This window comes from Actinokineospora sp. NPDC051303 (assembly GCF_055586285.1).
The window spans coordinates 100,484-123,292 of record NZ_JBVJIN010000013.1; the positions used below are offsets into that span (position 1 = coordinate 100,484).

18 protein-coding genes, 1 tRNA gene and 1 pseudogene are annotated in these 22,809 nt (G+C 69.1%); 5 read left to right on the top strand and 15 right to left on the bottom strand.

Going from position 1 to position 22,809, the window contains the following annotated elements; genetic code table 11:
• Nucleotides 1-168 precede the first annotated feature (168 nt).
• The 6 genes from ACZ6SD_RS13045 to ACZ6SD_RS13070 all read right to left on the bottom strand — a co-directional run bounded on the left by ACZ6SD_RS13045 (nt 169) and on the right by ACZ6SD_RS13070 (nt 6,151).
• Nucleotides 169-1,026 (bottom strand): metal-dependent hydrolase, encoded by an 858-nt coding sequence (locus ACZ6SD_RS13045; protein WP_465317133.1) that lies wholly within the window; start codon nt 1,024-1,026, stop codon nt 169-171.
• Between the two features lie 14 nt (nt 1,027-1,040).
• Nucleotides 1,041-2,816, bottom strand: coding sequence for an SDR family oxidoreductase (locus ACZ6SD_RS13050; RefSeq protein WP_465317134.1), 1,776 nt, complete (start codon nt 2,814-2,816; stop codon nt 1,041-1,043).
• 161 nt (nt 2,817-2,977) lie between these two features.
• On the bottom strand, nt 2,978-3,733 hold the full coding sequence (locus ACZ6SD_RS13055) for a MerR family transcriptional regulator (RefSeq protein WP_465317135.1): 756 nt from the start codon (nt 3,731-3,733) through the stop codon (nt 2,978-2,980).
• A gap of 163 nt (nt 3,734-3,896) precedes the next feature.
• Nucleotides 3,897-3,970 (bottom strand) — tRNA-Leu (locus ACZ6SD_RS13060).
• 90 nt (nt 3,971-4,060) lie between these two features.
• A complete protein-coding gene (locus ACZ6SD_RS13065) occupies nt 4,061-5,386 on the bottom strand; it encodes an NAD(P)/FAD-dependent oxidoreductase (protein WP_091450746.1) in 1,326 nt (441 codons plus the stop codon).
• A 471-nt stretch (nt 5,387-5,857) separates the two neighbouring features.
• Nucleotides 5,858-6,151, bottom strand: coding sequence for a DUF397 domain-containing protein (locus ACZ6SD_RS13070; protein WP_465317136.1), 294 nt, complete (start codon nt 6,149-6,151; stop codon nt 5,858-5,860).
• Between the two features lie 226 nt (nt 6,152-6,377).
• On the opposite strand from ACZ6SD_RS13070, the gene ACZ6SD_RS13075 reads away from it, so the two are divergent.
• The 3 genes from ACZ6SD_RS13075 to ACZ6SD_RS13085 all read left to right on the top strand — a co-directional run bounded on the left by ACZ6SD_RS13075 (nt 6,378) and on the right by ACZ6SD_RS13085 (nt 7,911).
• Nucleotides 6,378-7,247, top strand: a complete 870-nt coding sequence (locus ACZ6SD_RS13075; RefSeq protein WP_465317137.1) for a DUF5753 domain-containing protein — start codon at nt 6,378-6,380, stop codon at nt 7,245-7,247.
• Nucleotides 7,248-7,337: 90 nt separating this feature from the next.
• Nucleotides 7,338-7,718, top strand: coding sequence for a hypothetical protein (locus tag ACZ6SD_RS13080; protein WP_465317138.1), 381 nt, complete (start codon nt 7,338-7,340; stop codon nt 7,716-7,718).
• Nucleotides 7,719-7,749: 31 nt separating this feature from the next.
• Nucleotides 7,750-7,911, top strand: coding sequence for a hypothetical protein (locus ACZ6SD_RS13085; RefSeq protein WP_465317139.1), 162 nt, complete (start codon nt 7,750-7,752; stop codon nt 7,909-7,911).
• Between the two features lie 424 nt (nt 7,912-8,335).
• Here ACZ6SD_RS13085 and ACZ6SD_RS13090 read toward each other — a convergent pair whose 3' ends face one another.
• Entirely contained in the window at nt 8,336-9,040 is a 705-nt protein-coding gene (locus tag ACZ6SD_RS13090) for a uracil-DNA glycosylase (RefSeq protein WP_465317140.1), read from the bottom strand.
• A 48-nt stretch (nt 9,041-9,088) separates the two neighbouring features.
• On the opposite strand from ACZ6SD_RS13090, the gene ACZ6SD_RS13095 reads away from it, so the two are divergent.
• Nucleotides 9,089-10,558, top strand: coding sequence for a S10 family peptidase (locus ACZ6SD_RS13095; protein ID WP_465317141.1), 1,470 nt, complete (start codon nt 9,089-9,091; stop codon nt 10,556-10,558).
• A gap of 274 nt (nt 10,559-10,832) precedes the next feature.
• Here ACZ6SD_RS13095 and ACZ6SD_RS13100 read toward each other — a convergent pair.
• From ACZ6SD_RS13100 to ACZ6SD_RS13135, 8 genes and pseudogenes are all read right to left on the bottom strand, one after another.
• Nucleotides 10,833-12,538 (bottom strand): annotated as a pseudogene (locus tag ACZ6SD_RS13100) (S8 family serine peptidase).
• Between the two features lie 69 nt (nt 12,539-12,607).
• Nucleotides 12,608-13,606, bottom strand: a complete 999-nt coding sequence (locus tag ACZ6SD_RS13105) for an ABC transporter ATP-binding protein (RefSeq protein WP_465317142.1) — start codon at nt 13,604-13,606, stop codon at nt 12,608-12,610.
• On the bottom strand, nt 13,599-14,639 hold the full coding sequence (locus ACZ6SD_RS13110) for an ABC transporter ATP-binding protein (RefSeq protein WP_465317143.1): 1,041 nt from the start codon (nt 14,637-14,639) through the stop codon (nt 13,599-13,601). Before ACZ6SD_RS13110 ends, ACZ6SD_RS13105 begins: the two co-directional genes overlap by 8 nt.
• A 6-nt stretch (nt 14,640-14,645) precedes the next feature.
• Entirely contained in the window at nt 14,646-15,605 is a 960-nt protein-coding gene (locus ACZ6SD_RS13115; protein WP_465317144.1) for an ABC transporter permease, read from the bottom strand.
• Nucleotides 15,598-16,527: an ABC transporter permease gene (locus tag ACZ6SD_RS13120; RefSeq protein WP_465317145.1), complete on the bottom strand. Its 930-nt coding sequence runs from the start codon at nt 16,525-16,527 to the stop codon at nt 15,598-15,600. Before ACZ6SD_RS13120 ends, ACZ6SD_RS13115 begins: the two co-directional genes overlap by 8 nt.
• A 69-nt stretch (nt 16,528-16,596) precedes the next feature.
• Nucleotides 16,597-18,246: a peptide ABC transporter substrate-binding protein gene (locus ACZ6SD_RS13125; RefSeq protein ID WP_465317146.1), complete on the bottom strand. Its 1,650-nt coding sequence runs from the start codon at nt 18,244-18,246 to the stop codon at nt 16,597-16,599.
• 265 nt (nt 18,247-18,511) lie between these two features.
• Nucleotides 18,512-19,483, bottom strand: coding sequence for a Ppx/GppA phosphatase family protein (locus ACZ6SD_RS13130; RefSeq protein ID WP_465317147.1), 972 nt, complete (start codon nt 19,481-19,483; stop codon nt 18,512-18,514).
• Between the two features lie 147 nt (nt 19,484-19,630).
• A complete protein-coding gene (locus ACZ6SD_RS13135; protein WP_465317148.1) occupies nt 19,631-20,941 on the bottom strand; it encodes a lytic transglycosylase domain-containing protein in 1,311 nt (436 codons plus the stop codon).
• Between the two features lie 232 nt (nt 20,942-21,173).
• On the opposite strand from ACZ6SD_RS13135, the gene ACZ6SD_RS13140 reads away from it, so the two are divergent.
• On the top strand, nt 21,174-22,802 hold the full coding sequence (locus ACZ6SD_RS13140) for an acyl-CoA dehydrogenase family protein (RefSeq protein WP_465317149.1): 1,629 nt from the start codon (nt 21,174-21,176) through the stop codon (nt 22,800-22,802).
• The last annotated feature ends 7 nt before the right edge of the window (nt 22,803-22,809 follow it).

Below are 22,809 nucleotides of genomic sequence, written 5' to 3' on the forward strand. Positions count from 1 at the left end.
GTGTGAGGCCGTAGGCTTCCCACCCGTCTTTCACACGGCGATCTTCCTTCGTAGGGGCCCCGAAGAAACCACTCCACCCCATCGAGCGGACCCCCAGAACCAGCCACCCACGGAACCCCATCGAGCAACCCCACGAAACCCAGCCCCAACGGAACCCGAATCACGCCATCACCCAGCCGCCCGAGCCGCAGGCGAGCTGGCCAGATACGCCACAGCCAACTCGGTAGACCCCTCATTGCGAGGGTGATACGAACGAGGCAGATACCGCCAGAACGCGCGCAGCAACTCCCGAGCCCCCGGCAGCAATCCCCGCCGCACCAGCCGCCGGTAATCGCTCCACCGGGGACGCGCGGGCCGCTGCGGGTCGTGCGTCAGCAGCCACCGAGTGCACCGCAGCAGCAGCCAGATCAACAGCGGTCCCGCGATCACCATGGCGCGCAGCCGCCGCCCCTGGCGCCCGTCCAAATGCATATACAGGTCGAAGGCGACCGAGCGGTGTTCGACTTCTTCCGCCCCGTGCCAGCGCAGCAGGTCGAGCATTGTCGGGTCGGCCCCGGCTGACTCCAGGGGCGCGGTCAGCACCCAGTGCCCCAGCACGGCCGTGAAGTGCTCGACGGCCGCGATGACCGACAGCCGTTCCAGGAGCCACTGGTGCTGGGCGTCCCCGGTCATGTCCCGGTCGCCGAGGAGGGAGCGGAACATCCACTCGACCTGCGCGACGAACGGCGCCGGGTCGAGTCCCTGTTCGGCGAGATGGTCGGCCGCCCCTTGGTGGGCTTCGGCGTGCATGGCCTCTTGGCCGATGAAGCCCAGCACGTCCGCGCGGAGTTCTTCGTCGCGGATGTGCGGGAGGGCCTGTTTGAACACGCGCACGAACCAGCGTTCGCCCTCGGGCAGGACGAGGTGCAGGGTGTTCAGGGCGTGCGAGGCCACCGGTTCGCCGGGTATCCAGTGCGCGGGGACGGTGGACCAGTCGAAGCGCACGTCCCGGGCGTGCAGCACGACCTTGTCGGTGGGGTCAGGCATCACGCGGGCCTCCTTCAGCGAAGCACGTCGAGTCGGGCGGCGCGGCGCATCAGGCCGGGGGCGAGCCGGGCGACGACGCGGGCGATTTTGGCCTCGGGGGTGACCGGGACGACGGCGGCGCCGCTGTCCACCGCGCGCAGGATTTCCTCGGCCACCCGCTCCGGGCCGAAGCCGCGGCGGGCGTAGGCCTTGGTCGCCTGCTGGCGCAGCCGCCGCTGCTCGACCTCGTCCACGCCGGTGAAGCGGGTGGTCTTGGTGATGTCCGTGGCGACGATGCCGGGGCAGATGGCGCTGACGCCGATGCCCTGGTCGGCCAGTTCGGCGCGCAGGCAGTCCGACAGCATCAGCACGGCCGCCTTGGTCGCCGCGTACGCCGACATGGCGCGGCTGGGCGTGTAGGCGGCCGCGGAGGCCAGGTTGACGATGTGCCCGCCCTCGCCCGCCTCGGCCATGAGCGCGCCGAACTCGCGGCAGCCGTTGGCGACGCCGAGCAGGTTGACGTCCACGATCCGCTGCCAGTCGGCGGCGCTGGTGCCCAGGAACGACCCGGCCATGCCGATGCCCGCGTTGTTCACCAGGATGTCCGGCACGCCGTGCTCGGTGGCCACGTCCTCGGCAAACTGGCGCATGGCCACGTCGTCGGCGACGTCCACCCGGTACGGGTAGGCTGCCGGGCCGATCTCGGCGGCGGTGCGGCGGGCGGCGTCGAAGTCGATGTCGGCGACGACGACCTCCGCGCCGCGCTCGGCGAACGCGGCGGCGGTGGCCCGGCCGATCCCGCTGCCCGCGCCGGTGACGACGGCGAGCCGGTTGGTGAGGCCGCGATCGGGGGCGCCGACCCGGGCGCGTTGCAGGCTTCTGGTCATCGGGGAGCCGTTGACGTGCTCGACGAACTCCTCGACCATCCGCGCGAGCACGTCCGGGCGGGCCGCGGGCGCCCAGTGCCCGGCGACCACCTCGCGGCGCCACAGCCGCCCGACCCAGCGTTCCAGATCCTCGGCCAACGCCGCGGTGACAAACCGGTCGCGGGTCGGGATGACGACCTGCACCGGCATCGTGGCCGGGCGCTGCCGGGGGCGGCTGAGCAGGGGGACCATGTTCGCCCGGTAGAGCTGCACTCCCCTGGCCGCGTCCGCGCGGATGGTGGGCGCGGGCCGGTGCCGGACGCCTTCGACGCGGCGCAGGATCTCGCCCCACCGGGGTCCGATCACGGTGCGCCAGGCGAGGCCGGGCAGCACGGGCAGGTGGAACAGGTAGATGTACCAGGAGTGTGCGAGCTGACCTAGGAGCTGGCGGACGTTCGCCGGGGTGGGCCGGGACAGCCTGCGCCGCATCCAGTGGCCGACGTGGTCGAGGCACGGCCCGGAGACGGAGGTGAACGAGGCGATGCGGGTGTCCGCGTCGGGCTCGGTGACCGCCTCCCAGGCCTGGATGGACCCCCAGTCGTGCGCGACGACGTGCACCGGCTCATCCGGGCTGACGGCGTCGGCGACGGCGAACAGGTCTTCGGCGAGACGCTGGGTGCGGTAGGCCGACCGTTTGCGCGGCGCGGTCGACTCGCCGCTGCCCCGGGTGTCGTAGCGGACGACGTGGAAGTTCTCGGCGAGCCGTTCGGCCATGTCGTCCCAGAGCCGGTGGGTGTCGGGGTAGCCGTGGACCAGCAGCAGCGTCGGCGAGCCGGGGTCGCCCTGCTCGAACACCGCCAGCTCGGCCGCGCCCGAGCGCACGGTCCGGCGCCGGGGCAGCGGGTGGCGCGTCGAGCCGGGGAAGCGGAGCGGTTCGCTGGACATGGCGGCTCCTTCGGGCGTGCGTCGTCGGCCCGAAGCGGGGCGGCGGGCTGCGATGACCTGGGCATTACATGACAATGACGAACGTTACAACGGCCGTTGACAACGTGCAAGGGTCCGCGAACGGCCTCGACAATGACCGGATGAATGGATGAGCGGCGCCGCTATTCCCGCTCTTGCGTCGCGCGGGCCCGTTCCGCCAATGCGATCAATCGATCGCCCATGATCTCCGGGATTACGCGCCGCGCCGACCTGTCGACCGCCGCGCTTAGCGCGGACATGACCAATGGATGCAGCCGTGAGATCACGTCGGCGTAGTGCGGCAGTTCTTCGCCACTGGGCAGCCAGTCCGGCCCCTTGGGGTCCAACACGTACTTGCGGACCAGGTTGACCAGCAAACCGGTGACCCGATCCGTCTCGGTCTGCAGTTCGGCGGCCAAGTCCAGCACCTCGGCGAGCGGAACGTCGAGCCGGACCAGTTCGTGGCCCACTTCGAGCAGCTTCGGACTGGGCGCGACGAAGTGCGCGCCGTGCCGCGCCAGGATGCCCAATCGCAACGCTTTGGCGATATTGGCCGGGGTGAGCTGGGCGCCGAACATGCGGGTCAGATCGGCCAGCGCGATGACCGCGGGCCGCTCGTGCGACGAGGCCGCCCCGGTCGCCTCCTCCAGGCCGAGCACGTCGGCCAGGCTGTGCCCGGACTGCCAGGCGTCGAGCATCTCCTTGATCTGCGCGAACGCGTAGCCGCGGTCGAGCATGTTGAGGATCAGCCGCAGCCGGGACAGGTGCCGGTCGCCGTAGATCGCGGTGCGGCCGCGGCGCTCGGGCGGCGGCAGCAACTCGCGGTCCTGGTAAACGCGCACATTGCGCACCGAGGTGCCTGCCGCCCGCGCCAGGTCGTCGATCCGGTACTCCGCCACCTGGCCGAGCTTAGAGGGTTCGTTTCGGTTCCAGAGTGGACATGCCTGCGAACAAGCGCCCGGGGGCCAGCGCGGTTGGCAAAGCGTCAACAAGTCCACCGCACAGGTGTCCAGTGCGGACGCCCACCATACTGACTCTGCGTGAGTGGACAGTTCCGCTTTGTGCCCCCGACCGGATTCGAACCGGCACTCGACCCCTTTTAAGGGGGCTGCCTCTGCCTGTTGGGCTACGGGGGCAGCCGCAGCCTAAGGCGCGATTCCATGTCTCGGGACGGGTTTCTCGGATTTCCGGCCGGGTGGCCCAATGCGCTTTGGGCCGTTTGCCGGTCAACCTTTGGAAACTCTGACGAACTCCGCCTTCGGATCATTGATCTGACCCATCGAGATGACCTCACGCCGGAAGAGTCCTCCCGTTAACCAGTCCAGCGTGATCCGGACCTTGCGGTTGACCGTGGGCATCGCCTTGACGTGATAGGCGCGGTGCATCGCCCAGGCCATGAAGCCCTTGGCCTTGACGTTGAACACGTCCCCGACGCCCTTGTGCAGGCCGAGGCTGGCGACCGAGCCGATGTTCTTGTGGTAGTACTCCTTGGGCTTGCCGCCGCGCAGGGCCACCACGATGTTCTTGGCCAGCAGGCGGGCCTGCCGGACGGCGTTCTGGGCGTTCGGGGCGCAGATCGCGGTCGGGTCGTCCGGGGTGCGCGACAGGTCCGGGACCGCGGCGCAGTCACCGGCGGTCCACGCGTCGGGCAGGCCCTCGACGCGCAGCGCCGCGGTGGCGCGCAGCCTGCCCTGCTTGGTCAGCGGCAGGTCGGAGGCGCCCAGCACCGGGTTGGACTTGACGCCCGCGGTCCAGACGATGGTGTCGCTGTCGAACTCGGTGCCGTCGGAGAGGACGACGTGGCCGTTCTCGAACGACTTGGCCAGCGTCGACAGGTAGACCTCGATGCCGCGCTTCTCCAGCTGCATGACGGTGTAGACGCCGAGGCTCTCGCGGACCTCCGGCAGCACCCGCCCGGCGGCCTCGACCAGCACGAACCGCAGGTCCTCCGGCTCGACGTTCTTGTAGTACTGGGTGGCGAAGCGGGCCATGTCCTCCAGCTCGCCCAGCGCCTCGATGCCCGCGAAGCCGCCGCCGACGAAGGTGAACGTCAGCAGCTTCTTGCGCAGCTCGGGGTCGAGCGTGCTGTCGGCCTGGTCGAGCTTGGTCATCACGTGGTTGCGCAGGTAGATGGCCTCGCCGATGGTCTTGAACGCGATGCCGTGCTCGGCGAGGCCGGGGATCGGCAGCAGCCGGGCCACCGAGCCGAGCGCGACGACGAGCACGTCGTAGCCCAACTCCTCGGTGTGCCCGTCGGCGGCCTCGATGGTGACGACCTTGCGGGCGTGCTCGATGCCGGTGGCCCGCGCGGTGATCACGTGGCAGCGCTTGAGGGCGCGCCGCAGCGGCACGACCACGTGCCGCGGCTCGATCGCGCCAGCGGCCGCCTCGGGGAGAAACGGCTGGTAGGTCATGTGCGGCTGCGGGTCGATCACCGTGACCGAGGCCTCACCGGAACGGAGCTTTCGCTGGAGCCCGAGCGCCGTGTACAAACCGACGTAACCGCCACCCAGGATGAGGATGCGGGTGGGCTCCGACTTTCCATGCGCCATGCCGCAATGGTCGCACTGGTTTTCCACCTCCGCGCGCCGCCCCCATGCTGGTGTGACCCGGGTCGCTGACCCGTTTTCCCAGGCCGCGCCCGACCTCGCCGCTTTGTCCGAACCTGTCCACTGTGGTCACTGGCAGTGGCCTTCCGGACGTCGAGAGTGACCGGCGGCCGGTCGGCGGATCTCGCCGCGGCGCGGTTTCGCGGCCGGAAGTGACACGCCATGCCGGAAACGACAGAAAATGGACACCGGAGAGATCATTAACCGCTTTCTGTCCATTTTTGCGAACAGTCCGACAGGGCGAGCCGGGGGCGATTCCGAGAAGACTTCGCCGGACCCCTCTGGAAGCGTGGCGAGTCGCCGGGGAATCGCTGTTTTACGCCATTTTTCCGCCCGAGCGGCTTCCGCCGATCGGCCATTCGGCGCAGGCGGGCCGCCACGCGCCCAGCCGCCGGATAGCCGCTGGCCAGGACCCTAGCCCCGGAGGAAGTCGAAGAGCAGGCGGGCGGACCGGGTGGGAATGTCCACCGTCTGTCCAGGATTCTTCGAGTCGCGGATGGAGGTCGTCGCGGCGCGCCAGGCTACTTCCACGCACTTTCCACTCTCGCAGCGGGTGCTCTTCCGCCAGACCACATTGTTCGAGACCGACACAATGACCCCCCTCCCCAGCCCCCGGCCACGGAGGCGAACAGGATGATTATTCCCGCCCACCCGGGGTCGATGAATCCGCTGCTTGGGTGTCGCATTCCCGATACGCGCGAAAGCCACCCGTTGTCATCACTCTTCGTAGTCGATCGCCACCGACGGGCACAAGGACGGGTGGTGGTCAGAGTGTGTCGGCACAGAGCGCGTCAGTCCGCCGACGACGAATCCGCGTGCTAGGTTCGGCAACGCTGGCCAGGGCTGAGTATCGCCAAAGTGACAGGTGTCAAGCTGAACATGGGCGACACCCGGTAGAGTGAAGGTCAGCACGGGAACACGAGAGGAGTGGACCGTGGCCAGGACGCGCGACCCCCGGTTCTTCCGGCGGCTGATCGGCCGCCGCGTCCGCAGGCTGCGCGAACAACTCGCCCGGACCCAGCCCGAGGTCGCCGCCGCCATGGAGTGGTCGCTGTCCAAGTTGATCCGCCTGGAGGCAGGCGTAGGCGGCGTCTCCGCGTCCGACATGAAGGCACTGCTCACCGAGTACGGCGTGACCGACCCCGAGCAGGTCGACAAGTTCGTCGCGATGGCGCGGGAAACCCGCAAACGCGCGTGGTACGACCAGTACAAGAGCGTGTTGAACGGCCCGGTCGGCAACCTGTTCAGCTACGAGTCCGCGGCCACCGTGATCCGGCAGGCGCACCCGCTGCTCGTGCCCGGCCCGGCGCAGACCGCCCGCTACACGCGGTCGCTGCTGGCGAACTACTTCAGCGGCGACGACCTCGACCTGGCCGAGGAGGCCCGCCGAGAGCGCCAGCGGCGCCTGCGCGGGGCGGACGGGCCGGAGCTGACGCTGGTGGTCGACGAGAGCGTGATCCGCCGGGTGATCGGCGGCCCCGAAGTGATGTCCGAGCAGTTGCGGGAGCTGCGCGCGCTGGCCGACGACCCGAAGGTCACGATCCAGGTGATCGACTACGCGGCGGGCTGGCACGCGGCGATGGACGGCCCGTTCATCCTCCTCGACGTCGAAGGCGACTCCGAGTCCGAAACCGAGACCGTGTTGTTTCTCGAAATGCTCGACAAGGACTTCTTCACCGCGGGCGACGACGAGCTGGTGCTGGCCTATCAGACGAAATGGGACGACTCCGTGCGCGCGGCGCTGTCCGAGGACGATTCTTTGGCACTGATCGAGGAGCAGATCAAGCTACTCGACGCCCGGTGACGTCGGAGTGGCGACGCGGAAGCGACCGCGGCGTAGGCGGTGACCCCCACTTTCCCTTTGCTCTTTTTTCCCCATCCGGAGCACACAGCGATGACAGAGAACGCGGCTCCCGCACACTCCCCTGACCCAGGCCGCGAGGAGGACCCTCCCCAGTCCGACGACGACCTGACCTACACCCCGGGAAGCGGCCTGTACAAGCAGTACACCGAGGACATCAAGAGAATGCTGACCTCGGCGAACAAAAGCGAGAACAAGATAGGCAAGGCCGCCGCCATCGTGTTCTACGTCTTGTTCCCAGCCGCGCTGCTCTTGTTGATTCCGGTGGTGCTGATCGGCGCCATCGTGATCCTAATGTTCGCGCCCGGTAGCTGGCACCCACTGGCCGTCGCTGTCGCTGCGGGCCTGGTTCCGCTGGTCTCGCTGGCGAAGTTCGCCATGCGGCGCCTGCTGGAGCAGGTCGGAAAGAAGTAGCGCCCGTTCCGCCGCCCGCTTTCGGGAGGTCATGAGCCACGGCACCGCCCGGTCGGCCCACAGGCCCGCGCAGACGACGACAGACGCGCTGATGGCGATGGGCACGAAGTTCCACGCCGAACTCGCCGACGCCATAATGCCCGCGACGAGAACACCCGCGGCGACAGCCACCACTCCCGCTCCGACGCTGTAGGCCGTGTAAGCGGCGATCTTCCGCGCGCGCTGTGCGTTCATGTCATTGGATTCCTGACCATCCGAGTGGCAGAGTGCGCACCAGCGTCCATGTCAATCGGAACACGATCGCGCCGAATCCGGGTTGCCCTGAGCAGGTGGAGGTCGAAACATCTCGACGCGCTCCCCACTGCCGAACCCCCGTTCGCGCCACCGCAGCAAGTTGATCTTGCCACAGGCTCGTGCCGAACCACAACGCCGCCCTAGCAGGGTCGCACTCCCCTGTCGTCCCGTAACGCGAGCAGCGTAGTTGTACCCGATTGGACTAGCGTACCGAACCTGAACCCCATTCGGAGACTGAAGCGATCCAGAATAACCAGGGGAAATGCGGTATTCGGACTCCGGGACTCGGATTCCGAACATTTCGTCAAGTCTTCGCGTCGCGATTAGCGGCGGATGCCAAGTGGCGTGGCCGCGTCGGCGAGCACGGCGCGGACCATGGCGGGGGTCAGCAGGCCGGTCGAGGTGTTGCGCTGGCTGACGTGGTAGCAGCCGTGCAGGGCCAGTGGCGGGCCGCCGTCGAGGGCGGGGAGGTCGTGGCGGACGCCGTGGCCGAAGCGGGGGCGGGGGTGCGGCACGGACCAGGCCGTGGCCAGGACAGGGAGCAGGGCCTGCCAGCCGAACGCGCCGAGGACGACGACCGCGCGCAGCGTCGGGCGCAGCAGGGCGAGTTCGCGCTCCAGCCACGGGCGGCAGTTGTCCCGTTCCGCCGGAGTCGGCTTGTTCTCCGGCGGCGCGCATTTGACCGGCGCGGTGATCCGGGTGCCGTAGAGCTCCAGGCCGTCGCCGAGGTGGGTAGCGGTGGGCTGAGAGGCGAGGCCGACAGCGTGCAGGGCGGCGTAGAGGACGTCGCCGGAGCGGTCGCCGGTGAACATGCGGCCGGTGCGGTTGGCGCCGTGCGCGGCGGGGGCGAGGCCGACGATGGCGAGCGCGGCGTCCGCCGGGCCGAAGCCGGGGACGGGGCGCGCCCAGTACTCCTGGTCACGGAAGGCGGCGCGTTTCACCCTGGCCGTCTCTTCGCGCCAGGCGACGAGCCGAGGGCACGCGCGGCATTCGGTGACCGCCTGGTCCAGTTCCGCGAGTGTCCGCACCGGGCTGATTCCACCACAAGGGCCGGAGACAGGCCCTAAGGTCGGCGCATGGCATCCCAGGACGCGGCCGACGAGCAGCAGACCGCCCCCGACCCCATTGACGACCTGGTCACGACCGCGCACTCGGTGACCGTGCGCGAACGCAAGCTCGACTACACCGCCACGACCGGGCGCCTGGTCCTGCGCAAGGAAGTGGTCACCGACGGCACGTTCGACGGGCACCTGCCCAAGGCCGAGGTGTTCGTGACCGCCTACACCCTCGACGGCGCCGACCCAGCCCGGCGCCCGGTGACGTTCGCGTTCAACGGCGGCCCCGGGTCGGCGAGCATCTGGCTGCACCTGGGCGTCCTGGGCCCCCGCCGGGTCGTCTCCGGCGACGCGGGCAACCTCGCCGCGCCGCCGTACGGGCTGGTCGACAACGCCGAGACCCTGCTCGCGCACAGCGACCTGGTCTTCATCGACCCGGTGTCCACCGGCTACTCGCGGGCGGTCAAGGGCGAGAAACCTGGCGACTACCACGGCTTCCAGGCCGACTTGGAGTCCGTCGGCGAGGTCATCCGCCTGTGGACGACCCGCAACGGCCGGTGGGTGTCACCGAAGTTCCTCGCGGGCGAGTCCTACGGGACGACCCGCGCGGCGGGCTTGGCGCAGCACCTGCAGAGCCGCCATGGCATGTACCTCAACGGTTTGATGCTCATCTCGGCCGTGCTGGACTTCAGCACCCTGGTCTTCAGCGAGGGCAACGACCTGCCCTACACCCTGTTCCTGCCCACCTACGCCGCGATCGCGCACTACCACGGCTTGCACGGCGACCGACCGCTGGCGGAGGTGCTGGCCGAGGCCGAGGAGTTCGCGTCCCGCGACTACCCGCACGCGCTGTCCCAAGGCTCCAGACTGTCCACAGAGGACCGAGCAGCGGTGGTGGCGAAACTGGCGCGCCTGACCGGTTTGTCCGAGGACTACGTGGACCGCGTCAACCTCCGCGTCGAGCACATCCGCTTCTTCACCGAACTTCTGCGCCACCGCAGGCAAACCGTAGGCCGCCTCGACGGCCGCTTCACCGGCTGGGAAGCCGACTACGGCGGCGAACGCCTCACCGAGGACCCCACCACCACCGCGATCATGGGCGCCTACACAGCGGCCATCAACCACTACCTGCACACCGAACTGGCCTACCCCAACGACCTACCTTACGAAGTCCTCAGCATGCAGGTAAACCGCGACTGGTCATACAAGGAATTTGAAAACGCCCACGTAACCGTCTCCCACAAACTCTCCGCCGCGATGCGCGCCAACCCCCACCTGAAAATCCACGTAGCCTCCGGCTACACCGACGGCGCCACCCCGTACTTCGCCACCGAGCACACCCTCGCCCAACTCCGCATCCCCACGGAACTGCGAGACAACATCGAAGTCGCCTACTACCCCGCAGGCCACATGATGTACGTCCACGAGCCATCCAGAATCCAACAGGCCAAAGACCTGGCCGCCTTCATCAAGAAAGCCACCAACCGCTGACCCCACCAGCACCCCCACAACACAACCCAAACCCCTCCAACGAAAAGGCGCCCGAGGCCGCCAAGCGCCCGATTGGGTGGAGTGGTTTGGCTGGGGGAGAAGGAAGATCGCTAAGCTGGCTACGCACGTGTGAGGCCGAAGGCATCCCACCCGTCTTTCACACGGCGATCTTCCTTCGTAGGGGCCCCAGCCAAACCACTCCACCCAATCGGGCACCCACAGAAGACAACGGCGGGCCCCTCCGAAAACCGAAGAGGCCCGCCGAGCAAGCAAACTACCTCAAAAACTTCTTGCCACCAGTGACCGCAGCCCAAGCATCCACAGCACCATGCCCGTAGAAGTTGTTGTAAGCCGGAGTCCCCTCACACGTGGCGTTGAACTCCGCCGGTCGACCAACAGGCGTGTAATCAACAGTGCGAGGCGTAGGGCAAGCGATGTCCGCCGCGGTGCCCTCCAACACAGTCTGCACCTTGTCCGGAGACAAGGTCACACCACCACGGGAGTACTTCCCATACTGAGCAACGATCAGAGCAGCGACGCCAGAAGCGTGCGGCGACGCCATAGACGTGCCCTGGAGGAACTGATAATAGCCGCAAGTCCCGTCGGCCTTGCACGCCTTCTGGACGCCCAGCGCCTCGCCATCGGGGGTAACGTTGCCCGCCTCATCGATCGCGCCTTCGATGAGCGCGACGTTCTTGGGGTAGGCGGACAGGATCAGGTTCTCGTTGGTGCGGTAGGCAGGGGTGCCGAGGCCGTCGCGGAAGTAGCCGCCGGGGGCGGAGACGGAGATGCGCTCGAAGCCGTAGTTCGAGTAGTCGGCCTTGGCCTGGGACGGGCCGAACGAGCTGACCCCGATGGCGTGCGGGCCCTCGACCGGCAGGGACAGGCAGTCGTCGTTGTCGATGTCGCGGGGGTGGGCCGCGCCCGCCGGGTAGTTCGGGCTGATGGTGTCGGGCAGCGGGGCGCCGAGGTCCTGGTGCTGGTTGCCCAGGGACACGATCTGGGTGACGCCCTTGCGGTAGGCGTAGTTCATCGCGCGGGTGATCGCTTTGATCGTGATGCGCTGCTGGGCCTGCTGCTCGGCGCTGTCGGCCGGGTTGCTCTTGCAGTTGTAGAGCCACGGGTCCACGAAGAACGACATGTTGACCACGTCGAGGCCCGCGTCGCCGGAGTAGGTCATCGCGTCCACGACCGGCTGTAGGAAGAAGAAGCCGGAGTCCTGGCCGCCGCGAATGTTCACAATGGACACGTTCGGCGCGACACCGGAGATGCCGAACCCGTCCGCCGCCGCGGCGATGGTGCCCGCGACGTGCGTGCCGTGGCCGCCCTCGTCGACGTCGCGCACGGGCCGTCGACCACGGCTCCGGTCTCGTCGGTGGGGATGTCGCGGGTGAAGTTGCGTGACAGCGCGTGGTCGAAGTTGGGGGCGATGTCGGGGTGGCTGGCGTCGACGCCGGTGTCGAGGACGCCGACCTTGACCCGCTTGTCCCCGGCCTGCTTGGTGCGGGCCAGGTGCGAGCGGACCGAGGTGAGGCCCCACAGCTGCCCGTCCAGCGGGTCCATGCCCGCGGTGGCCGCCGCCGCCGGGCCGCGTTTGCCCGCCTTGGCCGCCTTGTGCTCCTGCTCGACGGCCGTCCTGATCTCCTCTTTGACGGCCTTGTCAGCCGCGCGCGCGTCGCGGGGCGCCTGGCCGATCGACTTGGCGCGGGCCGCGCTGTCAATGGACTTGGCGCCCGCGAGTCGGGCGGTGAAGCCGTTTTCCGGCGCGGTGGCGGTGACCAGGCCCGCGGCCCGGTTGGCCGCCACCACCGTGCCGCCCGCCGCGCGGACGGCCGCCTCGACGGACTCGACGCTCGCGCCGTCCGCGGTGAGGATGTTGAACTCGACGGTCTTGCCGGACAGGTCCGGTTGGGCGGTGGCCGAACCCGGCCCCACCACCGCGGACAGTGTCACGACCAAGGGCACCGCTAAGGCGGCCACCACTGTCTTGCGTCGCTTCACGAACTCCTCCTCGACTTGTCATCCAATCCCTGGGTGCTGCCCCCGACCTCAGGGAACGACCGACTTCTCCTCGGCGAAGTGGCACGCGCTCGGGTGCGCCGCCACCCTGGTGATCAGCGCGGGCTCCTCTTCCGCGCAGATGTCCTGCGCTTTCCAGCAGCGGGTGCGGAACCGGCAGCCCGACGGCGGGTCGACCGGGCTGGGGACGTCGCCCTCCAGCCGGATGACCTTGCGCTGGCCGCGCAGCTCCGGGTCGGGCACGGGCACCGCGGACAGCAGCGCCTGGGTGTAGGGGTGGGTCGGGTGCTCGTAGATCTCCTGCTCGGTGCCGATTTCCACGATCTTGCCCAGGTACATCACCGCGACCCGGTCCGACAGGTGCCGGACCACCGACAGGTCGTGCGCGATGAACACATAGGACAGCCCGAACTCGGTTTGCAGGTCGCCGAGCAGGTTCATCACCTGTGCTTGGATCGAGACGTCCAGCGCGGAGACCGGCTCGTCACACACGATCACCTTGGGCCGCAGGGCCAGCGCGCGGGCGATGCCGATGCGCTGGCGCTGGCCGCCGGAGAACTGGTGCGGGTAGCGGTTGATGTGCTCGGGGTTGAGGCCGACGACATCGAGCAGGTCGCGGACCTTCTTCGCCCGCGACCCCTTCGGCGCCACCTCGGGGTGGATCTCGAACGGCTCGCCGACGATGTCGCCGACGGTCATCCTCGGGTTCAGCGAGGTGTAGGGGTCCTGCAGCACGATCTGGATGTCGCGGCGCAGCTTGCGCAGCTCCGCGCCCTTCATCGCGAGCATGTCGCGGCCCTCGAAGGTCGCGCTGCCGCCGGTGGGCGGCTCAAGGCGCATCAGGACCTGCGCGAGGGTCGACTTGCCGCAGCCGGACTCGCCGACCACACCGAGGGTCTCGCCGCGCCTGAGGTCGAAGGACACCCCGTCGACCGCGCGGACGTGGCCGATGGTGCGCTTGAACAGCACGCCGACCCGCACCGGGAAGTGCTTGACCAGGTCGCGCACCTCGATGATGTTGTCAGTCACCGGCGATCAACTCCTCGGCGAAGTGGCAGGCGCTGAGCCTGCCCGGCATCAGCCGGTGCTGCGGGGGCACGTCGGTCTCGCAGACGTCTTGCGCACGCGGGCACCTCGGGTGGAACGGGCAGCCGGGCGGGACGTTGAGCAGGCTCGGCGGCAGGCCCTTGATGGTGTTGAGCTCCGTGCCTTTGAGGTCGAGCCGGGGCAGCGAGTCCAGCAGCGCCAAGGTGTAGGGGTGGCCGGGCTTGCGGTAGAGCGACCGCGCGTCGGACTGCTCCACGATCCGCCCGGCGTACATGACCGCGATCCGGTCGGCGACCTCGGCGACGACGCCGAGGTCGTGCGTGATCAGGATCAGGCCCATGTTGCGCTCGACCTGGATCTCCTTGAGCAGGTCCATAATCTGGGCCTGCACGGTGACGTCCAGCGCGGTCGTCGGCTCGTCGGCGATGAGCATCTCGGGGTCGAGCGCGAGCGACATCGCGATCATGGCGCGCTGGCGCATCCCGCCGGAGAACTCGTGCGGGTACTGCCGGACCCGGCCCTTGGCGTTGGGGATCTTGACCTGGTCGAGCAGCTCGACGGCGCGCTTGCGGGCGTCCCTGCGGGACATGCCCCGGCGCATCCGCAGTTGCTCCTCGATCTGGAAGCCGACGGTGAAGACCGGGTTCAGCGCGGACAGCGCGTCCTGGAAGATCATCGCGATGCCCGAGCCGCGCACCTCCCGCCTGCGCCGGGCGGTCGCGGCGAGCAGGTTCTCGCCGCGGAAGCGGATCGCGCCGCCGGTGATGTGCCCGGGCGGCATGTCCAGGATGCCCATCACGGTCTGGGCGGTGACGCTCTTGCCGGAGCCGGACTCGCCGAGCACGGCCAGGGTCTCCCCCGCCTCGACCCGGTAGCTCACGCCGTTGAGCACCTTGGCCACGCCGTCGCGGGTGCGGAACTCCACGTGCAGGTCGTCGACCTCCAGCAGGGGCGCCGCCGGGTCTTGACCGATCCCATCTGAGTCCACAGTGGACTGTGCGGTGTTCGTGGGCATGCGCCCCTACCTCATCTTCGGGTCGAGCGCTTCGCGCACGGCGTCGCCGAGCATCACGAAGGCCAGCACGGTCGCGGTCAGGAAGGCCGCGGGGAACAGCAGCGTGTGCGGTGCGACGCGGATGATGTCGCGGGAGTCCGCGATCATCACGCCCCAGGACACGACCGGCGCGCGCAGGCCGAGACCGAGGAACGACAGCGTCGCCTCGGCCCCGATGAACGCGCCGAGCGCGATCGTGGCGTACACCAGCACCGGCGCGATCGCGTTGGGCAGCATGTGCCGCAGGATGATCCGCGGCGCGCCAGCGCCCAGCGCCCTGGCCGCCTTCACGTAGTCCTGCTGCTTCGCGGTGATCGCCGCCGAGCGCATGATCCGCATGCAGACCGGCCAGGACAGCAGCGAGATCGACAGGACCACCAGGAACATGATCTCGGTGGCCGAGTTCCCGCCCCCGCCGAGGCTGGTCAGGATCACGATCGCGCCCAGGACGAAGGGCAGGCCGAAGAACACGTCGGCGATGCGCGACATCAGCCCGTCGAGCCAGCCGCCGTAGAACCCGGCGAGCAGCCCGAGCGTGCCGCCGATCAGCACCGTCAGGACGGTGGCCGCGATGCCCACGATGATCGACGCGCGGGCGCCGTAGATCGTGCGGGCGAAGACGTCGGCGCCCTGGTTGTCGTAGCCGAACCAGGCCTGCGCGGACGGCCCGTTGCGGCTGCGGGAGAGATCGGCGAAGGTCGGGTCGACCGAGGTGAACAGGCCCGGCGCCACCGCCATCACGAACACCAGCAGGATCATCGCGCCGGAGATGATGAACAGCGGTCGCCTGCGCAGGTCGTGCCAGGCGTCGGAGGCGAGACTGCGGGGTTTGCCCGGCTTGGTCTCGACGTGCTCGGCCGCGGTGACGAAGCCGTCCGCGGCCGTGGTCACCGCGGCGCCGGTGGCCGCGGTGCTCGGGTCAGTCATAGCGAATCCTTGGGTCGAGGACGGCGTAGAGCATGTCCACCAGCAGGTTCGAGAGCAGGTACACCATCACCAGCAGCGTCACGACGCCGGTGACGACCAGGCCCTCCTTGCCGAGGATGCCCCGGTAGACCAGGTTGCCGATGCCCTTGATGTTGAAGATGCCCTCGGTGACGATCGCGCCGCCCATCAGGTTGCCCAGGTCGGTGCCGAGGAAGGTGACCACCGGGATCGCGGAGTTGCGCAGCAGGTGCACGCCGACCACGCGGCGCTGGGGCAGCCCCTTGGCCACCGCGGTGCGCACGTAGTCGGCCCGCTTGTTCTCCGCGATCGAGGTTCTGGTCAGCCGCGTCACGTACGCCATCGACAGGCTGCCCAGGACGAAGCCCGGCACGATGAGCTGCTCCCATGGCGCGGGTGAGGCCGACACGGTCGTCTTGATCCAGCCGAGCTCGAAGCCGAGCACGATCTGCAGGACGAAGCCGGTGACGAACACCGGGAGCGAGATGAGGAACAGGGTCGAGACGAGCGTCAGGTTGTCCAGGAAGCCCCGGCCGCGCAGGCCGGTCAGGATTCCGGCGGTCAGGCCGATCAGCGCCTCGATGGCCAGCGCGACCAGCGCCAGCCGGATGGTGTTGGGGTAGGCCTCGGCGATCAGGTCGCCGACCTCGATGCCCCGGAAGGTCTCCCCGAAGTCGCCCTGCAGCAGATTGAGCATGTACTTGCCGTACTGCACGATCAGCGGGTCGTCGAGGTTGAACTTGTCCTTCATCAGGTTGACGTAGGAGTCAGGACAGGGTCGGTCGCCGCACTTTCCGGAGAACTCGTCGCCGGGCAGGCTCCAGACCAGCCAGTAGATCAAGAACGTGGTCCCGATGAAGACCGGGATCAGCTGCAAGAGCCGTCGGAGGACGTAGCGTCCCATCAGTTATCTCCCCACCTGACTCCGGGCCGGAGCACGGGATCGCCGCGCCCCGGCCCGGAGTGGCCCTGGTTAGTTCTTGACCGTCACGGTGGACAGGTCCAGTTCGCGCAGCGTGCTCAGGCGGACGTTGTCCAGCCGCTCGGACCAGCCGTACTGCGAGGTCTGGTTCCACAGCGGGATGCTGGGCACGTCCTCGGCCAGCAGCCGCTCGGCCTCCTGGTAGAGCTTGTTGGCCTCGTCCACCGAGAGCGCCGCGTCGGCCCTGGCCACCAGCTCATCGAACTTGGGGTTGCTGTACTCGCCGTCGTTGGACGACGCGCCGGTGCGGTAGAGCTGGTTCATGAAGTTCTCGATCGACGGGTAGTCCGCGATCCAGCCCGCCCGGAACAGGCCGCGGATCTGCCGCGAGTTGATCTGCGCCCGGGTCTCGCCGAAGGTCGGGATCGGGTCGTAGGTGCACCCGATGCCCAGGTTGTTGATGATGTTGTTGCAGACCGCGGTCATCCAGTCCTTGTGCCCGCCGTCGGCGTTGGTCTTCAGCGAGATCGAGCCGGTGAAGCCGGACTTGGCCAGGTGCTCCTTGGCCTTCGTCGGGTTGAACGTGCACACCTCGCCGCACTGGTCCTTGGCGTAGCCGGGGACCGCGGGGTTGACCCAGCCGTCGGCGGGGATGCGCGTGCCGTCGAAGATCTTGTCGATGATCTCCTGGCGGTTGATGGCCATCGAGATGGCCTTGCGCAGGTCCTTGTTCTGGTAGGTCGGGTCGTACGCGGGGACCGTCAGCGTCTGGTTGCCCATGTACGGGACGGAGCCGTTGCGGCCTTCGAGGTCCTGCTTGTACTTGCCGCCCGCGAGACCGGTGGGCGGAACGGTCTCCAGGAAGTCCAGCTCACCGGAGACGACCGCGTTGTAGGCCGCCTCGTTCGTCTCGAAGATCTTGAAAATGAGGTCCTTGAACTTCGCCGGGTCGTCGCCCTTGTACCCGTCGAAGCGGGTCAGGGTGACGTGCGAGTTCGGCTGCCGGGAGACGAACCTGAACGGGCCGTTGCCGACCGGGTTGGCCTCCCAGGTCTTCGGGTCGGCGAAGAAGGAGTCCGGCAGCGGCATGAACGGGTTGTACCCGAGCTTGAGCGGGAACACCGCGAACGGCGCCGACAGGGTGACCTCGAAGGTCGTGTCATCGATGACCTTGAGGCCGGACATCTCCTTGGCCGTGGGCTCGGGCGCCTTCTGCGGGCCAGCCGTGCCGTCCGGGTCCTCGGTGTGCACGTCCTTGTAGCCCTGGACCTGCTCGAAGAAGCTGCCGTTCTGCTGGCCGTTGGGGCTGTAGGCGGTGTAGTTCCAGGCGTCGACGAAGTTCTTGGCCTTCACGTCGGTGCCGTCGTGGAACTTCCAGCCCGACTTGATCTTGATGGTGAAGACCTTGGAGTCGGTCGTGTCGAACTTCTCCACCATCGCCTCGACGGGCTTGCCGGTGACCGCGTCATACCGATAGAGGCCGGTGAACAGGGCGCGGACGACCTTGCTGCCGCCCTGTTCGTTCGTGTTGCCGGGCACCAGCGGGTTCTCCGGCTCGGTGGCGAAGGCGGATAGCGTGCCGTCGTTGTTCCCCGCGCCTCCCCCGGAGCCGCCGTCCTCGTTGCCCCCGCCGCACCCCGCGATCGTGAGCGCGAGCGCGAGCGGCATCACCGACGCCGCTATCCAGCGTGGTTTACGCATGGGTCTCCTCCCAGGCTCTTCTCGACGTGCTCTCGGGCTTGGTCCGCCATCGGCTCCGTCGGTCACGAAGCGGAACCGCCCGCTCCGAAAGTGAATGGAAGTTAACCGGAGGGGCGAATATCTCGGCGATCGCGGACGTCACAAACGAGTCACAATCGAAGGTAGTTCATCCATTTGGCGGATAGTCGGATCGGCAAGTGCCCGCTAGACGGACACATTTCTGTCCAAAAAGTGTCAGGTCATGGTTGAGACGACCTCTGAGCTGTCACACAGAGTCGGCCACCTCCGCCACTGACAGTGCTATCCCGTCGAGGATGTCGTGCTCGCTGACGAGCAAACCTGTGATGCCCGTCTCACGGAAAATCCTCTCCGCAAGAGTCTGCACGATCACCGCGCCGCCGCCGATCACATCCACCCGGCCGGGGTGCATCACCGGGATAGCGGCCCGCTCATCGTGACTGGCGGTAAGCATACGACTCGCCGTGGTGTCGATCTCGTCGGCGGTGAGCCTGCTCAGGTGAATGCTCTCCGGGTCGTACCGCGGCAGGCCCAGGGAGACCGCCGACAGCGTCGTCACCGTCCCGGCCACCCCCACCCAGGTCCGCGCCCGCTCGACCGGCACCGCGGCGAACGCCTCGTCAAGGACCCGCGCCGCCAGCGCCCTGGCCTCGGCGACCTCGGCCGGGCTGGGCGGGTCGCCGCGCAGCGCCCGCTCGGTGATCCGGACGCAGCCGATGTCGACCGACAGCGCGGCGTGGATTTCGGCGCGGGCGCCGTCCCAGTCGCCGAGCACCAGCTCGGTCGAGCCGCCGCCGATGTCGGTCACCAGGAACGGGCCGTCCTCGGGCGGAAGGTCGCCGACCGCGCCGACGAACGACAGCCGCGCCTCCTCGTCCCCGCTGATCACCTCGGCGTCGACGCCGAGCAGCGCCCGGGTCATCGCGAAGAACTCGTCGCGGTTCTTCGCGTCCCGGGTGGCCGAGGTGGCGACCATGCGGACGCGCTCGACCCCCTTGCGGCGCATGATCGCGGTGTAGTCGGCAAGCGCGGCGGACGTCCTGGCCAGCGCTTCGGGCGCGAGCACGCCGGTCGCGTCGACGCCTTGGCCGAGCCGGACGACCCGCATCTCGCGGTGCACGTCGCGCAGCCAGAAGGAGCCGTCGTCGCGCACCGAGATGTCGGCGACGAGCAGCCGGATGGAGTTAGTCCCGCAGTCGATGGCGGCAACCCTGGTCATGTCCGCAGCCTAAAGCTGGACGGGCGCGTCGGCTGTGAGTCCGCCGCGGCTGTGGACAACTTCAGGGGATGTGGATAACAGCGGAGGCCGCCCACGCTCCGAAGAGTATGGTGCGGCCTCCGTGTTCGGACTTCGCGCGCCCTGGGGTCAGGACGAGCTGGTCACCACGCTGGAGCCAGCCGGACCCGAGGTCGACGCCGCGGCCGAGGTGGTCGACGGCGGGGTCGAGGTGCTCGACGGCGGAGTCGACGTGGCGGGCGGGGTCGTGGTCGGGGTGGCGCAGGGGTTGGGCGTCGCGGTCGCCGTCGGCGCCGTGGTGCTGGTCGGCGGGGTCACCGACCCGGTCGGGCACGACGGCGTCGTCGTGGTCGGCGGGGTCGTGGACGGCTTGGTCGTCGTCGGGCTCGTCGGCGCGGTGCTGCTGCTGCTCGGCGGGGTCGTGGACGGCGTCGAGCCAGGCGTGGAGGACGACGGCGGGACCGTGCTCGACGTGCTCTGCGAGGGCGACCCCGGCACGATCGGGCCCGGGGCGACGGCGCCCGGCTGCTGCGGGACCAGCGGCTTCTGGATCGCCAGCTGCTCGGCCGCGGCGACCGGCGTGGTCGGGACCGGCGTGACGCCCTTGGCGTAGGCCTCGGCCCAGATCAGGACCGTGCGCACGTAGCTGTCGGAGTGGTTGTAGCGGAACACCGCGGTCGCGCGCTGCTGCGGGTTGGACAGGTCCATCCCACCCGAGCACAGGTACTTGCCCGCGCCAAGGGCGGCGTCGTAGACGTTGTTCGGGTCGGTCTTGCCGTCACCGTTGCCGTCGGAGGCGTAGCCCTTCCAGGTGGACGGGATGAACTGCATCGGCCCGACCGCGCGGTCCCACCGGGCGTCGCCGTCGTAGGACCCGCCGTCGGTGTCGGCGATCGCGGCGAACCCGCCGCCGTTGAGCACCGGGCCCAGGATCGGCGTTGCCGTGAGGCCGTTCGCGTCGACCCGGCCGCCGCGGGCGTGGTTGGACTCGATGCGGCCGATGCTGGCCAGCAGCGGCCAGTCCAGGCGGCAGCCCGGGGTCGTGGTGGCCAGGGTCTGCGCGGCGCGCATGTAGGCCTGCAGCATCACGCCGGGGATGCCGAGCGGGCCGCCGGGCATGGACACCTCGGGACCGGCGCCCTGGGCCAGCAGCGCGGGCGTCGCCGCGAGTTCGAGCACCTCGGCGCCGAGTTGCTGGTTCTGCGGGATCGCGCCGTTGGCGCTGACCTTGCTCGGGTCGGTCAGGCCCATCAGGCCGCCGCCCGCGTTGCCCGCGAGCGTGATGGGGCCGGTGTCCTCCTGGGTGACCCAGCCCGTCGGCTCGCCCGCGGCGACCACGGGCACGAGCAGCAGCGCGCCAGCCGCCGCGGCCGCGCCGCGCTTCCGCTTTTTCGGGTGCCTGTGCTTGCCAGCCTTGCCCCTGGTCTTCGGAAGACTCACCGTGACCCCGTCCCTCGCCTGTGTGCCCGCCGGCTGTTCGCCGACCCGTGTGACGCTCGTCCTGGTCAACCACTGTGCCTCATCTCTCCCCGGGAGTCACCGTCCGTGGCTACATTCACGTAATAAAGATTCAAAAGTCGTCATGTACTTGCCCTTTCGTACGAGCGTTGTTAACCCAGAGAGACAAAAACTGGTCGACTAAGATCTGTTTGAGTCCCGCTACCCTCGGGTAATGACCGCCACCGCGCATGCCGTCGGCGCGACCCACGAGGTCGTCAACCAGGCCCCGCCGCTGTCCGGATTCGACCCGCTCGCGTGCGACCCGGCGTTGGTCGGCGCGGTCCGCGCGTTCGGCTCGGACGCGGTGGTCGGCTCGCTCTCCGCGCTGGCCCTTGAGGCGGGCTCGGACACCGCGCGCGAGCACGGGCGGCTGGCCAACGAGCACCCGCCGGTCCTGCGCGCCCACGACCGCTACGGCCACCGGATCGACGAGGTCGAGTTCCACCCGTCGTGGCACTGGCTGATGTCGCGCGCCGTGGCCCACGGCCTGCACGCCGCGCCGTGGGCGGCCGCCGACGACGACCACGCCCACCTGCGCCGCGCCGCCGCGTTCACCCTCTGGTCGCAGGTCGAAGCCGGGCACGGCTGCCCGATCTCGATGACCTACGCCGCCGTGCCCGCACTGCGGCACGCCCCGGACCTGGCCGCCCGGTTCGAGCCCGGCCTGACCGCGCCGGTCTACGACCCGGGCCTGCGCGAACCGGGCGGCAAGGCGGGGCTGCTCGCGGGCATGTCGATGACCGAGAAGCAGGGCGGCTCCGACGTCCGCGCGAACACCACCACCGCGACCCCGCTGGCGGACGGCACGTACTCGCTGGTCGGGCACAAGTGGTTCACCTCGGCGCCGATGAACGACCTGTTCCTGACCCTCGCGCAGGCCCCCGACGGGCTGACCTGCTTCGTCCTCCCGCGCGTCCTGCCGGACGGGAGCCGCAACGGGCTGCGGTTGCAGCGGCTCAAGGACAAGCTGGGGAACAAGTCCAACGCGTCCGCGGAGATCGAATACGCGGGCGCGGTCGGCTGGCGCGTCGGCGAGGAGGGCCGCGGGGTGCGGACCATCATCGAGATGGTCACCATGACCCGGTTGGACTGCGTGCTCGGCTCGACGGCGAACATCCGGATCGCGCTGTCGGAGGCCGCCCACCACGCGGCCCACCGGACGGCGTTCGGGTCGGTGTTGCGGCGGCAGCCCGCCATGGCCGCGGTGCTGGCGGACCTGGCGCTGGAGTCGGAGGCGGCGACGGTGCTGGCGCTGCGGTTGGCGGCCGAGGTCGACAGCGGGGCCGGGGCGCTGCTGCGGATCGCGCTGCCCGCGGCGAAGTTCACCGTGTGCAAGCGGGCGCCGATGGTGGTGGCGGAGGCGCTGGAGTGCTTGGGCGGCAACGGGTACGTGGAGGACTCGGGGATGCCCCGGCTCTACCGCGAGGCGCCGCTGATGTCCATTTGGGAGGGTTCGGGGAATGTGACCGCCCTGGACGTCCTGCGCGCGCTGTCCCGCGATCCGGCCACGGTGGAGGCGCTGATGGCGGAGTTGTCGACCACCGCGGGGATGGACGAGCGGTTGGACGCCGTGGTGGCGGCACTGTGGACGGAGGTGAAGGCCGCCGAGCCCGCCCGGGCGCGGCGGCTGGCCGAGCTGATCACCCTGTCGTTGCAGGGAAGTCTGCTGTCGCGGCACGTTCCCGAGGTGGCCGACGCTTTCCTCGCTCGGCTGGCCGAGTCCGGCCAGACGCTGGGCACGCTTCCGCGTGGCGTCGACACGGCCGCGCTGATCGACCGGGTCACCCCCCAGACGGGCTGATTTCCGG

Coding starts and splice junctions, on each gene's coding strand:
- ACZ6SD_RS13045 (WP_465317133.1), bottom strand. CDS start 1,026: ATGCCTGACCCCACCGACAAGGTCGTGCTGCACGCCCGGGACGTGCGC.
- ACZ6SD_RS13050 (WP_465317134.1), bottom strand. CDS start 2,816: ATGTCCAGCGAACCGCTCCGCTTCCCCGGCTCGACGCGCCACCCGCTG.
- ACZ6SD_RS13065 (WP_091450746.1), bottom strand. CDS start 5,386: ATGGCGCATGGAAAGTCGGAGCCCACCCGCATCCTCATCCTGGGTGGC.
- ACZ6SD_RS13080 (WP_465317138.1), top strand. CDS start 7,338: ATGACAGAGAACGCGGCTCCCGCACACTCCCCTGACCCAGGCCGCGAG.
- ACZ6SD_RS13085 (WP_465317139.1), top strand. CDS start 7,750: ATGAGCCACGGCACCGCCCGGTCGGCCCACAGGCCCGCGCAGACGACG.
- ACZ6SD_RS13095 (WP_465317141.1), top strand. CDS start 9,089: ATGGCATCCCAGGACGCGGCCGACGAGCAGCAGACCGCCCCCGACCCC.
- ACZ6SD_RS13110 (WP_465317143.1), bottom strand. CDS start 14,639: ATGCCCACGAACACCGCACAGTCCACTGTGGACTCAGATGGGATCGGT.
- ACZ6SD_RS13115 (WP_465317144.1), bottom strand. CDS start 15,605: ATGACTGACCCGAGCACCGCGGCCACCGGCGCCGCGGTGACCACGGCC.
- ACZ6SD_RS13120 (WP_465317145.1), bottom strand. CDS start 16,527: ATGGGACGCTACGTCCTCCGACGGCTCTTGCAGCTGATCCCGGTCTTC.
- ACZ6SD_RS13125 (WP_465317146.1), bottom strand. CDS start 18,246: ATGCGTAAACCACGCTGGATAGCGGCGTCGGTGATGCCGCTCGCGCTC.
- ACZ6SD_RS13130 (WP_465317147.1), bottom strand. CDS start 19,483: ATGACCAGGGTTGCCGCCATCGACTGCGGGACTAACTCCATCCGGCTG.
- ACZ6SD_RS13140 (WP_465317149.1), top strand. CDS start 21,174: ATGACCGCCACCGCGCATGCCGTCGGCGCGACCCACGAGGTCGTCAAC.